General features: G+C 52.0%; 8 protein-coding genes. 5 read left to right on the top strand and 3 right to left on the bottom strand.

The annotated features are described in order from the left end of the window. Positions 1 to 88: 88 nt before the first annotated feature. The 3 genes from FAH67_RS08630 to FAH67_RS08615 all read right to left on the bottom strand — a co-directional run bounded on the left by FAH67_RS08630 (position 89) and on the right by FAH67_RS08615 (position 3897). Positions 89 to 1507: a transferrin-binding protein-like solute binding protein gene (locus FAH67_RS08630; protein ID WP_115287676.1), complete on the bottom strand. Its 1419-nt coding sequence runs from the start codon at positions 1505 to 1507 to the stop codon at positions 89 to 91. 254 nt (positions 1508 to 1761) lie between these two features. Further along, complete coding sequence (gene sstT, locus FAH67_RS08620) at positions 1762 to 2991, bottom strand: serine/threonine transporter SstT (RefSeq protein WP_003681646.1); 1230 nt, start codon at positions 2989 to 2991, stop codon at positions 1762 to 1764. A gap of 327 nt (positions 2992 to 3318) precedes the next feature. After that, positions 3319 to 3897, bottom strand: coding sequence for an NAD(P)H-dependent oxidoreductase (locus tag FAH67_RS08615; RefSeq protein ID WP_003681645.1), 579 nt, complete (start codon positions 3895 to 3897; stop codon positions 3319 to 3321). Positions 3898 to 4618: 721 nt separating this feature from the next. On the opposite strand from FAH67_RS08615, the gene FAH67_RS08610 reads away from it, so the two are divergent. The 5 genes from FAH67_RS08610 to FAH67_RS08585 all read left to right on the top strand — a co-directional run bounded on the left by FAH67_RS08610 (position 4619) and on the right by FAH67_RS08585 (position 14493). Next, a complete protein-coding gene (locus FAH67_RS08610) occupies positions 4619 to 6709 on the top strand; it encodes an autotransporter outer membrane beta-barrel domain-containing protein (RefSeq protein ID WP_341869360.1) in 2091 nt (696 codons plus the stop codon). A gap of 208 nt (positions 6710 to 6917) precedes the next feature. After that, positions 6918 to 8849, top strand: coding sequence for an autotransporter assembly complex protein TamA (locus tag FAH67_RS08605; RefSeq protein WP_415881249.1), 1932 nt, complete (start codon positions 6918 to 6920; stop codon positions 8847 to 8849). Between the two features lie 81 nt (positions 8850 to 8930). After that, the gene (locus tag FAH67_RS08600) at positions 8931 to 13079 is read left to right on the top strand and encodes a translocation/assembly module TamB domain-containing protein (protein ID WP_003681630.1); all 4149 of its coding nucleotides are present in this window, start codon (positions 8931 to 8933) and stop codon (positions 13077 to 13079) included. A 264-nt stretch (positions 13080 to 13343) separates the two neighbouring features. After that, positions 13344 to 13628 carry a helix-turn-helix domain-containing protein gene (locus FAH67_RS12150; protein WP_244284773.1) on the top strand — a complete coding sequence of 95 codons (285 nt, stop codon included), beginning with the start codon at positions 13344 to 13346 and terminating at the stop codon, positions 13626 to 13628. After that, positions 13597 to 14493, top strand: a complete 897-nt coding sequence (locus FAH67_RS08585; RefSeq protein ID WP_115287655.1) for an IS3 family transposase — start codon at positions 13597 to 13599, stop codon at positions 14491 to 14493. Before FAH67_RS12150 ends, FAH67_RS08585 begins: the two co-directional genes overlap by 32 nt. Positions 14494 to 14530 lie beyond the last annotated feature (37 nt).

The following is a 14530-nucleotide window of genomic DNA, read 5'->3' as shown; positions in this document are numbered from 1 at the left end:
GGGATTCAGCTCTCTTCGGGGGCTTGTTTGATGGTTTGAACGCGCCGTCCCGCCGTAATGAATACCTGCGCTTCGGGCGGCATCGGCATCAATCCTGCTCTTTTTTGCCGGCAAACACGCCGAATCCGCCCTTTTCCGCATCTGTTGGGCGATAGCTGTATTTTCCCGCCACTTCCTCGCCGGCCGGGCCGTAAAACCTTCCGGAAACATCCCCGCCGCCATTTTCCGTCCAAGTCCCCTTAAAGCTGTTTCCATTGATGGCGGCTTTGAATTTTTGCGTACCCATATGCAAATCATCGCCGCTGTCGATAATGCCGTCCACAGATTTGCTGCCGAAATCGACTTTTGCGGCAAACCTGCCCCTGGTCGGGTACGAGCGGCCGTTTTCCGTATGGAAATGCAGCACTTCGCCGTTGTACACGGCCGCGCCCGCAAGCATTTCGCCTTTTGAAGGTTCGCCTTGCACACGGAGGGCATACGATCCGCCGGGCAATTTTTCCGCCCCGTAAGTCAGATACCGGTAATTTCCTTCGGGCGCGAAGATATTGCCGGAATGCCCCGTCAGGCTGACCGCCTCCCCATCGACAATCAGCGTATCCGCCTGATTGACGGGGATTAGCGGCATCTCGGCGGGAAGCGACCTCCTCGACCGTGCAGAACGCCTAACTCGCGCAGATGAAGTGGACTTGTCTTTATAAATGATGACATATTTGTTAGTTCCATTAGCTTTAACTTCTGTCGCAACCAAATTAGTAAATTTATCCTGTCCATCTTTTTTATATTTATTAATTCGCCCAGAATCATCTAACGATTCAAATTCTGATTTTGACGGTGCTTCTTCAGCTAAGAAATTGCTACCGCATACTGTGTCTTTACAATGGGTCAAGGTTATATTTTGCGACGGCCCGTCAAGTTTGATGCCATTAGCCACGTTCGTCCTTCCAAAATCGCCGCCGCTATTCGTAGTGGCAGGGTTTGACGCGGGGATGGGATCTGAAGAACCGGCGGCTTGATTGTTTCCGACTTGATTTGCACCTTGGGCAGCCGTATTGCCGGCATTTTCCCCTGCCGACGGATCGTCCCCCTGCATTCTGTCCGCCGTATTTGCCATATCCGGTTGGTTTTCCATATTTCCGGCCGGCATATTCGGAGCCGGGGTGTGATTCGGTGTCGAACTGTCTGTACCGGCGGCTTTTTGCGGCATATCATCTTGCGCCCCCTCGTCTTCATTTTTGGGATTATCCGCTGTTGCCGCACCGCCATTGCCTGTATTTTCTTCCGAAACCGCCGCCATATCTTGACTGCCTTGTGCGGATGGCGCGCCCTGTCCTTGAGAACCTGCCTGTGGCGCATCTTCCTTTGCCTCTGTCTCTTTTTCAGAAACAACAGGGGCGACAGGTTTTGACAGCGTGTCCGCCGACTTGACATCGGGCGATCCGCCACCGCCGCCCCCGCAGGCTGAAAGGGCAAAAATACAAGCCATTGCGATTACGTTGCGTTTAAACATCATCATCTCCTTCATCGTATTTCCTTTTTGGTTTAAACCCCGCCACTTGGACATCCGTCCTTCGGGCGGTGGAATCAGACTTTATTTGGGAAGGGCGCAACCCTTCCAAATCAGGGCAACACATAGGGCGGTGCTTTATGTGCCGCCCTGTGTGTTGAAACATATTCAATAAATATTGTTTCCGCCGTATGCCTATAAAATTGTAAAAATATGCCATCTGAACGCCAAACGGGCTTCAGACGGCATAGCTTGGTTTATTCCGCCCGGTTCCTCTGTCGGCCCAAATCGGCGGCAGCGGTAAACAAAACGTCGGTCGAAGAGTTCAGCGCAGTTTCCGCCGAATCCTGAATCACGCCGATAATGAAGCCGACGGCAACCACCTGCATGGCCACATCGTTATCGATACCGAACAGGCTGCACGCCAAAGGAATCAGCAGCAGCGAACCGCCCGCCACGCCGGACGCGCCGCACGCGCTGACCGTCGCCACCAGGCTCAACAACAAGGCGGTGGCAAAATCAACCTGTATGCCTTGCGTGTGCGCCGCAGCCATCGCCAAAACGGTAATGGTGATTGCCGCACCGGCCATATTGATGGTTGCACCCAATGGAATGGAGATGGAGTAAGTGTCTTCGTGCAGGCCCAGTTTTTTCGCCAATGCCATGTTCACAGGGATATTGGCGGCGGAAGAACGGGTAAAGAAGGCATAAACGCCACTTTCGCGCAGGCAGGTAAACACCAGCGGGAAAGGGTTGCGGCGGATTTGCGACCACACAATAATTGGGTTGACCACCAAAGCAATAAACAGCATACAGCCGAGTAATACGGCCAACAGCTGCATATAACCGGCAAGCGCTTCAAAACCGGTTTCCGCAATGGTAGAAGACACCAAGCCGAAAATACCCAGCGGCGCAAAACGGATAATCCATTTCACAACGGTCGAAACGGTATCGGCCAAATCGGCCGCCACTTGGCGGGTCGTATCCGAACCGTGATGGCGCAAAGCCGCGCCCAATACCAAAGCCCAAGCCAAAATGCCGATATAGTTGGCATTGGCCAGCGCGTTAATCGGGTTGGCCACCAAATTCATCAGCAGCGTTTTCAATACTTCGACAATGCCGGAAGGCGGCGCAACGGATACATCGCCGGCCGTACGCAGAATCAGCGTGGTCGGGAATGCCATACTGGCAATAACTGCCACCACGGCCGCGGCAAACGTACCGAAAATATACAAAATCAAAATCGGTTTGATGTAGGCCTGATTGCCTTTTTGGTGTTGCGCAATGGCGGCAGTCACCAAAACAAATACCAAAATCGGTGCGATAGCCTTAAGCGCACCAACAAACAGGCTGCCCAGCAGTCCTGCGCTGATACCGACTTGCGGCGAAACTGCACCCACAAGAATACCTAAAACCAAGCCGATGGCGATTTGCGCCACCAGGCTGACGCGATTGAGCGCGTTCAAAATCGGATTGCCACTTGCCATATCCGTTCCTTCACAATTTAAAGATATGTTAAAAAAGTCTTACATTCTAAAATAAAAATCATTTGTCGGCGAGGTTTTCATGCACACTTCACAAAAACAGCATCAAAGTTTGCATTTAAGCAGTTTCAAATTGAGGATGTTTAGATCTTTTTATTTTAAAGTGCGGTCAAATTTTTAGGTGTTTTTGCAAATCTCCGTCAAAACTTGACCGCTTGTTTTATCTAAACTCAGTCTATTCATCTTCCTCTCCCTATCTGGGGATTTAATAAGCGTTTGAAATAAAAAAGGTGAGCAAAAATGCTCACCTTCTAAACTAATATTGTGAAATTATCCGAATACTTTTTCCAAGTGTGCTTGGTAATCGGTTAAGTATTTTTCTACTTGTGGATTTTTAATCACATCGTTACATAAGAATGTCGGCAGACGGCTCAAGCCGATGAACTCGTTAAGTTTGTGGAAGTGCATATACAAAGCATCCACACCTTTGCCTTCAAAGAAGTCGCCTTCGCGGGTGAAGGCTTCAATCGGAGCATTCCAAGTAAGTGAAAGCATGTGTTTTTTGCCTTGCAACAAGCCACCTGTGCCGTAGCCTTCAGTTGGGCTAACACGATGACGGCCATCGCTGTGGTAAAGCTTGCCGTGTCCGCTGGTTAATACTTCGTCTATGTATTTTTTCACTGTCCAAGGCTCGTGCATCCACCAACCTGGCATCTGCCAAATCACGGCATCCATCCACAAGAATTTTTCAATTTCTGCTTCAACATCATAGCCGGCATCAATCACGGTTTCTTGTACATTGTGTCCAAGTGCGGTCAAAACTTCTTTCGCTTTTTTGTGAAGTGTGTGGTTCAACTCGCCATGTGAATGACCAAACTCTTTTCCGCCGTTTAATAATAAAATATTCATTTTTTCTCCTTTAGCTAATATTTACCGATTACGAAGCACTTTAGTAATGCAACAATTTAACCAATCAATAAGCTCCAACTCTTAACGTACTACTCAAATTCGAGAGTTTGATAGACATTAAAAGCGCAATAAAAAAGCATTGAAGTCATTATTCTCAAGGCCTTAAAGTCTTTCATAGAACTTGATAGGTTCATTATGGCACAGTTGGCACTTTATGCCAAAAATACGGTCAAACCCTACTTTAAAGTATGCCCATACCGTTGCTTTACTTCTCTGTATCTTGCTTTCAGACGGCCTGAAATCTGCGCCATAAGGCTAAATACAAAGGCAACTTCATCAGTCAAAACACAAAACATAACTATTACAATCAGATAGAAACAAACCAAAATCCGCCCTTAAGTCGCATTTTGCAACGTTATCGCGCTAAATTTCCGTTTATAACCATAGCCTGAAACCTTGCAGAAATAATGTTAAAATCCCCAAACTGAAGAATTGTTGCTGTCGAACACACATCATGACCAAACTGACCTACCCTGTTTTATTTGCATCATTGGCGCTCGCCTACGGACACGCGTTGGCAGTTGCTTTTCATTCCTAGATTCCCACTTTCGTGGGAATGACGGCGGAGGGGTTTTTAGTTTTTCCCGATTTTCATTGAGATGTAGTGTGATGTAGTATATAATCATTATAATTTTAACACTTGACAAAGGAAAATTTCTCAGTGACACTGAAAGCAAGCGGTCGGGTTAATCTATTAACATTATCTGTTTTATCGCTGTTTTGCACGCCATATGCTTGGGGTGCGGATGCGTACGATCCTGTCAAAGAAGCCGAGATTAAAAACAAATTCATTTTAGAAGCGGCGGAAAACAGAGATTCCCACGTTTGGCGCGGCCCGTGCAGTGTGTCTTTTGATTGCTTCGGTATGTTCAGTTATCAACTTGGTTCGGATACTCGTTCTACAAATGTCGGCGGCGATGCTGATTTTTCATTTTCAGACAAGCCTGCAAGCGGCGTTTCCCATTATTTCTCAAGCGGTAAAACCGATCAAAATTCATCCGAATACGGGTATGACGAAATCAATATCACGGGTAAAAACTACAATAGCGGCATCCTCGCCGTCGATAATATGCCCGTTGTTAAGAAATATGTTACAAAGAATTACGGGGATAATTTAAAGGAGGCAGTTAAGAAGCAATTAGAAGATACTGTGCAAAAACAACCAGATGTATTTGCTAAAGCTGCAGAGAAAATCAAGCAAGATTTGAAAAAAGGAGCAGTAAACAAGTTTGGTGAGAAGGTGCTGGAAAAAATACCAGAAAAGACTTGGGATGCTTTAGCAAAACAAACGTTACAAGGTTATATAACGAATACAACAGCTCAAATAACTAACGTATCAGACCAAACACTCGACAACATCTTCAATAAAACACTGCACGTCAAAATCGAAAACAAATCCCACGTCGCCGGACAGGTGTTGGAACTGACCAAGATGACGCTGAAAGATTCCCTTTGGGAACCGCGCCGCCATTCCGACATCCATACGCTGGAAACTTCCGATAATGCCCGCATCCGCCTGAACACGAAAGATGAAAAACTGACCGTCCATAAAGAATATAAGGGCGGCGCGGATTTCCTGTTCGGCTACGACGTGCGGGAGTCGGACAAACCCGCCCTGACCTTTGAAGACAAAGTCAGCGGAAAATCCAATGTGGTTTTGGAACGCCGGCCGGAAAATCTGAAAACGCTCGACGGGCGCAAACTGATTGCGGCGGAAAAGGCAGACCCTAATTCGTTTGCGTTTAAACAAAATTACCGGCAGGGACTGTACGAATTATTGCTCAAGCAATGCGAAGGCGGATTTTGCTTGGGCGTGCAGCGTTTGGCTATCCCCGAGGCGGAAGCGGTTTTATATGCCCAACAGGCTTATGCGGCAAATACTTTGTTTGGGCTGCGTGCCGCCGACAGGGGCGGCGACGTGTATGCCGCCGATCCGTCCCGTCAAAAATTGTGGCTGCGCTTCATCGGCGGCCGGTCGCATCAAAATATACGGGGCGGCGCGGCTGCGGACGGGCGGCGCAAAGGCGTGCAAATCGGCGGCGAGGTGTTTGTACGGCAAAATGAAGGCAGCCGACTGGCAATCGGCGTGATGGGCGGCAGGGCCGGCCAACACGCATCAGCCAACGGCAAAGGCGGTGCGGCAGGCAGTTATTTGCATGGTTATGGCGGGGGTGTTTATGCTGCGTGGCATCAGTTGCGCGATAAACAAACGGGTGCGTATTTGGACGGCTGGTTGCAATACCAACGTTTCAAACACCGCATCAATGATGAAAACCGTGCGGAACGCTACAAAACCAAAGGTTGGACGGCTTCTGTCGAAGGCGGCTACAACGCGCTTGTGGCGGAAGGCGTTGTCGGAAAAGGCAATAATGTGCGGTTTTACCTGCAACCGCAGGCGCAGTTTACCTACTTGGGCGTAAACGGCGGCTTTACCGACAGCGAGGGGACGGGGGTCGGACTGCTCGGCAGCGGTCAGTGGCAAAGCCGCGCCGGCATTCGGGCAAAAACCCGTTTTGCTTTGCGTAACGGTGTCAATCTCCAGCCTTTCGCCGCTTTTAATGTTTTGCACAGGTCAAAATCTTTCGGCGTGGTAATGGACGGCGAAAAACAGACGTTGGCAGGCAAAACGGCACTCGAAGGGCGGTTCGGCATTGAAGCCGGTTGGAAGGATTATTTGTCTGCGCGTCTCGGATACGGCAAAAGATCGGACGGCGATAAAGAAGCCGCATTGTCGGTCAAATGGCTGTTTTGATGCGTCAGGAAATGTTTTGACGCACAGGCGGCACACCAATCCGAACCCTGCCGACCCGAAGGGCAGCGCATAATGATGAAACCGGCGGGAAACTGCCGGTTTTTTGCCACCTGAGACCCGGTTCGGGCTTCAGACGGCATTGTTGCGGCATCGGGCGGCAGGGTTTGGAACAGCGGCATAAAAAACTGATACAATCCGCCGGTTAATAATGGTTATTTTTTATTTTTATTTTTGTGGGAAGACATTTATGCCTGCACGAAACAGATGGATATGGCTGCCGGTTTTATTGGCAAGCGCGGCATATGCCGAAGAAATGCCGCGCGAACCGGATTTGAGAAGCCGTCCCGAGTTCAGACTTCATGAAGTAGATACTTCCACTCCCAAAGCGGAAGACTACGAAGCTGTTCCCGAATCCGAAATGCCCAAGCAGCCCAAAGACGACCAAACAGGCAAACTCAAGCCCAAATTCCCCGTCAAAATCGATACCCAAGACAGCGAAGTCAAAGAAATGCTTGAAGAATACCTGCCGCTGATTACCCAGCAGCAGGAAGAAGAACTGGACAAAGAGCAGGTCGGCTTCCTCGCCGAAGAGGCATCCGACAACGTCAAAACCATGCTCCGGACCAAAGGCTACTTCAACAGCAACGTCAATATTCAAGACCACGGCGAGAGTTATACCGTCAACGTCACCCCCGGTCCGCGCACCAAAGTCGACAACGTCAGCGTGGCCATCCTCGGCGACGTATTGAATGACGACAACTTGGCCGAGTACTACCAAAATGCGATGGAAAACTGGCAACAGCCCATTGGCGAAAACTTCGACCAAGACGGCTGGAATGCGAGTAAAACCTCCGTCCTCAGCGCGGTAACACGCAAAAAATACCCTTTGGCGAAACTCACCACCACCCAAGCCACCATCAATCCCAATACGCAAAAAGCCGACTTGAACGTCATCGTGGAGAGCAACCGCCCCATTTACTTTGGCGATTTCCAAATCACCGGCACACGCCGCTACCCTGAGAGCGTGGTTTCCGGCATGGCGCGTTTCCACCCCGGTTCGCCTTACGACTTGGACAAAATCCTCGACCTGCAACAGGCGCTCGAGCAAAACGGCCACTATTCCGGCGCGTCCGTACAAGCCGATTTCGATCAACTGCAAGGCGACCGCGTTCCCGTCAAAATCAACGTGACCGAGGTCAAGCGCCACAAACTGGAAACCGGTATCCGCTACGACTCCGAATACGGAATCGGCGGCCGCATCGCCTACGACTATTACAACCTCTTTAACAAAGGTTACATCGGTTCCATCGTTTGGGACATGGACAAATACGAAACCACGCTGGCCGCCGGTATCAGCCAACCGCGCAACAACCGCGGCAACTACTGGACCAGCAACGTTTCCTACAACCGCTCGACCACGCAAAACCTTGAAAAACACGCCCTGACCAGCGGTATTTGGTATGTCCGCGACCGCAACAATATCGATGCCCGCTTCGGCCTCGAATTCATTACCGAAGACCGCAAAGTCCCCGACACCAGCTACGATTTGGGTCGAAGCCATGCCACCATGCTGACCGCCTCATGGAAACGGCAAAGCATCGAAACCGAGCTTCATCCTCAAAACGGCTACTACCTCGACGGCAAAATCGGGGCAACTTTGGGCAAATTCCTCTCCTCCACCCAAATGGCACGCGCTACAGCACGGGCAGGCTATTTCTTCACGCCTGAAAACAAAAAACTCGGTACATTCATCGTACGCGGACAGGCAGGCTACGTTTATGCCCGCGAAGGCGAAGAAGTACCGTCCGGCCTGATGTTCCGTACCGGCGGCGCAACTTCCGTACGCGGTTACGAACTCGACAGCATTGGCTTGGCAGGCCCCAACGGCTCCATCCTGCCGCAACGCGCCTTGGTGGTCGGCAGCCTCGAATATCAATTCCCGGTTACCAAAAGCTTCTCCGGCGCCATCTTCCACGATGTTGGCGATGCGGCAAGCAACTTCAAACACATGACCTTAAAACACGGTACCGGCTTGGGCGTACGCTGGTTCAGCCCGGTTGCACCGTTCTCCTTCGATATTGCCTACGGCCATCACGACAAGAAAATCCGCTGGCACATCAGCTTGGGCACAAGGTTTTAAAAAAACATACTCACCATTCATTCTTTCAGACGGCCTCAGCCATTTCAGGCCGTCTGAACAACAGACAAACAGAAAAATATCATGACCGATACTGCAAACACTTCCACGCCGTCTAAACAACAGCCCGCCCCGCCAAAGCGCAAAAAACGCCTGTTGCGCGGCTTTGTCCTGTCCGCCTTGGGCGTATTGACCGTTTCCGCCGGCGCGATCGGCTGGCTGGTCGGTACGGAGTCGGGTTTGCGTTTCGGTTTGTACAAAATCCCGTCATGGTTCGGCGTCAAAATCTCTTCGGATACGCTGAAAGGCACGCTGATTGAAGGTTTTGAAGGCGACAAATGGTTGATCGAAACAGAAGGTGCGGATGTCAAAATCAGCAGCTTCCGCTTTGATTGGAAACCATCCGAGCTGACCCGTCCATCCTTGCACATCACCGAAGTCGTGGCCGGCGACATCGCCATCGTGACCAAACGCACGCCGCCCAAAGAAGAAGAGCCATCAAAAGGCCTGCCCGACAGCATAGACCTGCCCGTTACCGCCTATCTCGACCGTTTGGAAACCGGCAAAATCAGCGTGGGCAAGCGTTTTGACAAGCAGACCGTCTATCTCGACCATCTGCACGCGGCCTATCATTACGACAAAAAAGAGCACCGCCTCCACATCAAAACCGCCGATACGCCATGGAGCAGCTCGACAGGCGCGGTGGTGCTCGGTTTGAACAAACCCTACGTCCTCAATACCGCCATCTACACCAAAGGCCAGCTTGAGGGCGAAACCCTACATGGCACAGTACGCCTGTGGGGCAGCCTGCAAGACGTATCCACCGACCTGCTGCTCGATAGCGAAAACGTTCATTTGTCGGCCAAATCCACCATTCACCCATTCGCCGACAGCCTCAATGAAACCGTCGGCGAAATCCTGATTAAAGGTTCCAACATCAATCCGCAGGCCTTCCTGCCCAACCTGCCCAAAGCGCGCCTGAATTTCGACGCTACCACCATTCCGTCCTTTACCAACGGCGTTGCGCTGGAAGGCTCGATTGACTTGGAAAACGACCAAGCCGGTTTTGCCGACGAAAATCATATCCCTGTCAAACGCATCCTCGGCGAATTCATCGTCGACGATAAAGGCACGGTCATGATTGAAGACATCGGCGTCGACCTGCTCAAAGACGGCAACATCGATGTATCCGGCTCTATCGATACCGCCCAAGACCAGCTCAAACTCGCACTGGGCATCAACAATACCGGCGTAGACGACTTTGTCCGTCAAAACATCGCAGGCCGTCTGAACGGCAGTATCGACGTCAAAGGCGAAACCTCCTCCCCTGTCGTCAACTGGAATCTCGACAGCGGATTCGCACGCACAGACGGCATGCTGTTTTTCCAAACCGACAAACAGCTCGGCCAACGCACGCTCAAGCTCGACAAAGTCCGCCTGATTCCGCAAAACGGCGGCGAACTCAACGCCAAAGGCTCGCTCGAACTCTTCAAAGACCGCAAACTGCAACTGGACATCGTCAGCAAAGCCTTCAACCCTGCACGCATCGATCCGCAGCTTCCGCAAGGCAGCGTCAACGGCGACATCAACTTGACCGGCATATTGGCGCAAGAAAAATTCGCCGGCAAAATGCAGTTTGCACCGAGTACGCTCAACGGCGTTCCACTCAGCGGCAAAGCCGACGTCGCTTATGAAAACAAACACCTCTCGCGCGCGCTGACCGACCTGACCCTTGGCAACAACATCGTCAAAACCAACGGCAGCTTCGGCAAAAAAGGCGACCGCCTCAACCTCAACATTACCGCCCCCGATTTGTCGCGTTTCGGCTTCGGCTTGGGCGGCCTGCTCAACGCGCGCGGCTACATCTCCGGCAGTTTTTCAGACGGCCTCAAAACCCTTGAAGCCGATTTGAACGGCGAAGCACGCAACTTCAAAGTCGCCGATACCGTCAACATCCGCACCCTCGACTTCAAGCTTAAAGGTTCGCCCGATACCAACCGTCCGTTGAGTGCCGATATTAAAGGCGAACACATCGCCGTCTCCGGCGGCGCGGCCATGATCGACAACGTCAACCTGCTCATCAGCGGCACAGGTTCGCACCACCACATCCGCGGCAACAGCAGCATGGCGGTGGACAACAAACGCTACAAGCTCGACCTCGACGCCACCGGCGGTCTCAACAAAGACCAAACCCAATGGAAAGGCACGGTCGACACGCTCGATATCAACGGCGCGTTCAACCTCAAACTGCAAAACCGTCTCAACCTCGAAGCCGGCAGCGAACGCGTTTCCCTCAGCAGCGCGCGCTGGGCGGCCATGGGCGGCAGCCTCAACCTGCAAAATTTCGTTTGGGACAAGAAAGCCGGCATTACCAGTAAAGGCAGCGCACAAAATCTGCACATTACCGAATTGCACAACTTCTACACTCCGCCTATCGAACACAACCTCGTCTTGGGCGGCGACTGGGATTTGGCGTACAGTCAAAACGCGCGCGGCTTCCTCAACATCAACCGTCAAAGCGGCGACATCATCCTGCCAAGCAAAGACCCGAAAAACAAACAGCCTTTGGGGCTTTCCGCACTCGCCCTGCGCACCCGTTTCCAAAACGGCCGCATCGACAGCACGCTGGAAGGCAACACCCGCTTCGGCAAAGTTAACGGCACGCTCGGTATCGCCCAACAGTTTGGCAACAACATCAACAACGCCCCCGTCAGCGGCAAAGTCAATATCAGCGTTCCCGATTTGGGCTCGCTCAAATCCTTTATGCCGGCGACAGCCCAAGGCATTGCAGGCCGTCTGAACGCGACCGCCACCATCGGCGGCCAACTCGGTTCGCCCACCATCAACAGCAACCTCGACCTCCAAACCAATTACGGCCGTGCCGACGGTACCGTCAACATCGGTCAGGGCACCAGCTTTGATACCGCCCCTCTGAGCGGCAAACTCAATCTGAACGTTGCCAACCTCGAAGTCTTCCGCAACTTCCTGCCCGTCGGCCAAACCCTCAAAGGCCGTCTGAACGCCGCCGTCAACTTGGCAGGCCGTCTGAACGATCCGCAACTGAGCGGCCTGATTAACGGCGACAACCTATATTACCGCCATCAAACCCAAGGCCTGATTCTCGACAACGGCGTATTGCGTTCGCGCCTGCAGGGTCAAAAATGGGTCATCGACAGCCTCAAATTCCACCGTGGCGGCACGATTGAGCTCAAAGGCGCGGTCAACCTTGCCAACGTCAACCCCGATGTCGACGTGGACATCATCTTCGACAAATACCGCACCCTCTCGCGTCCAAACCGCCAACTACAGCTCTCCGGCGCGGCCAAAGTCCTCTACAATCTGGAAAAAGGCGTATCGCTCAACGGCACGCTCAACACCGACTTCGGCAGGTTCGGTTCGCAAAAATCCTCCATGCCGACCCTCGATGACGACGTGGTCGTACTGGGCGAAACCCCCAAAGAAGCAACGGCCACCACGCCGATTAATATGAACCTTGTCTTGAACATCAACGACAATATCCGTTTTGTCGGCTACGGTGCAGACGTTACCATCGGCGGCAAACTGACCATCACGTCCCGCCCGGGCGAAACCGTCCAAGGCGTCGGTACCGTGCGCGTTGTCAAAGGCCGCTACAAAGCCTACGGCCAAGACCTCAACATCACCAAAGGCGCGGTTTCCTTCGTCGGCCCACTGACCGATCCGAACCTCAACATCCGTGCCGAACGTCGCCTCTCCCCGGTCGGCGCTGGCGTCGAAGTTCTCGGCAGCCTCAACAATCCGCGCGTGACCTTGGTTGCCAAAGAAGCCATGAGTGAAAAAGACAAACTCTCCTGGCTCATCCTCAACCGTGCCAGCAGCGGCAGCGACGGCGACAACGCCACGCTCTCTGCGGCCGCCAGCGCATTGCTTGCCGGCCAAATCAACGATCGCATCGGCCTTGTCGATGATTTGGGCTTCACCAGCAAACGCAGCCGCAACGCCCAAACCGGCGAGTTCAACCCTGCCGAACAAGTCCTGACCGTCGGCAAACAGCTCACCAACAACCTCTACGTAGGTTACGAATACGGCGTCTCCAGCGCCGAACAATCCGTCAAACTCGTGTACCAACTGACCCGCGCCATCCAAGCCGTTGCCCGCATCGGTACGCGCTCCTCCGGCGGCGAGTTGAAATACACCATCCGCTTTGACAACCTGTTCGGCAAAGACAAACCGGAGCCGGAAGAGCAACAATAAGAGCCGTGAAAAAGGCCGTCTGAAATTTATCTTTCAGACGGCCTTTATCTTGTTCTAGCGTATCAAAATCCGCAGCTATGCCTCCAAAGGCAAAGGCCAACGGCGCAAGTTTGAAAACAAATGCTGCTAAAAAAGTGAACCGCAAACCATGGCTTATTCAAGATTAGCGATACATAAAGCAGATACAAAAAGGCCGTCTGAAAATCTTGAACTGCACCCCAAAAGTTGGACACCCCCCTCCAACTCACAAGGTGCAGTTTTTTTATGAGCAAATATACATTACACTTCAAATACCAAGCCGTACTCCACTACCTGCACATACGCAGCCAACAGCGTACCGCAGACCACTACGGCATTTCCCGAACCCACCTGCGACGATGGATACGCGCCTATCAAGAAGGCGGTATCGGCGCACTCGGACATCCCCAATCCAAAACCATGCTCCAACACCGCAAAACCCCTTCATCGCCGACAAACCCGACCACGAAAAAACACAGGCAGAGCTTATCGAAGAGTTGTGCTATATGCGCGCAAAGGTTGCCTACCTAAAGGAGTTAAAAGCCCTCAGCAAAAAACAGACCGAAAAGGACAAAGCCAAACCGTCCAAACACTGAGGGCGCAATACCCGCTCAAATACCTGCTGCACATCGCAAACCTGCCCAAAAGCAGCTTTTACCACCATCACCAGGATCGACCCGACCCCAATGAAGCCGACAAAGCCCTTATCGCCGAAATCTACGAACGGCATAAAGGACGCTACGGGCAAAGGCGCATTGCCGCAGCATTGGATTGGAACCGCAAAAAAGTGGCGCGGTTGATGAGGCAGCTAGGACTGAAAGCCCTTATACGGGCAAAAAAAGCCTACCGCCATCCCGCCATGGGCGAAATATCGGAACATCTCCTCAAACGCCGGTTCAAAGCCAAAAAGCCCAACGAAAAATGGCTGACCGACGTAACCGAACTCAAAGGAAAGGACAGCAAACTGTACCTCTCGCCGATATTGGACCTGTTCAACCGCGAGATCGTCGCCTACGCCATGAGCCGCAGAGCCGACAGTGAAATGGTGAAGGAAATGCTCGAAAAAGCGGCGCCCCGGCTGACTGATAAAGGAACGATGCTTCATTCGGACCAAGGTGTGCTGTACCGTACGGCGGGGTATAGGGAATTGCTTGCGGAGTATTCCATGGTTCAAAGCATGTCACGAAAGGCGAATTGTTGGGACAATGCACCGATGGAAAGCTTCTTTGCGGTGCTGAAGACGGAGTGTTTCTACCGTGCAGGGGAATTGACGGTGGACGAATTGATGAAACAGATAGATGACTATATGGATTACTACAACCGCGAGCGTTGCAGTTTGAAATTGAAAAAGCTGAGTCCTGTCGCATACAGAACCCGGCTTACACAGAGTGCCTGAATAGGCTTTTATGAGTGTCCAAGATTTGGGGGCCAGT

This window comes from Neisseria flavescens, from assembly GCF_005221285.1.
Taxonomy (GTDB): Bacteria; Pseudomonadota; Gammaproteobacteria; order Burkholderiales; family Neisseriaceae; genus Neisseria; species Neisseria flavescens.
The sequence above is the reverse complement of the archived record's forward strand: the minus strand, read 5'-3'. Positions and strand labels throughout refer to the sequence as shown.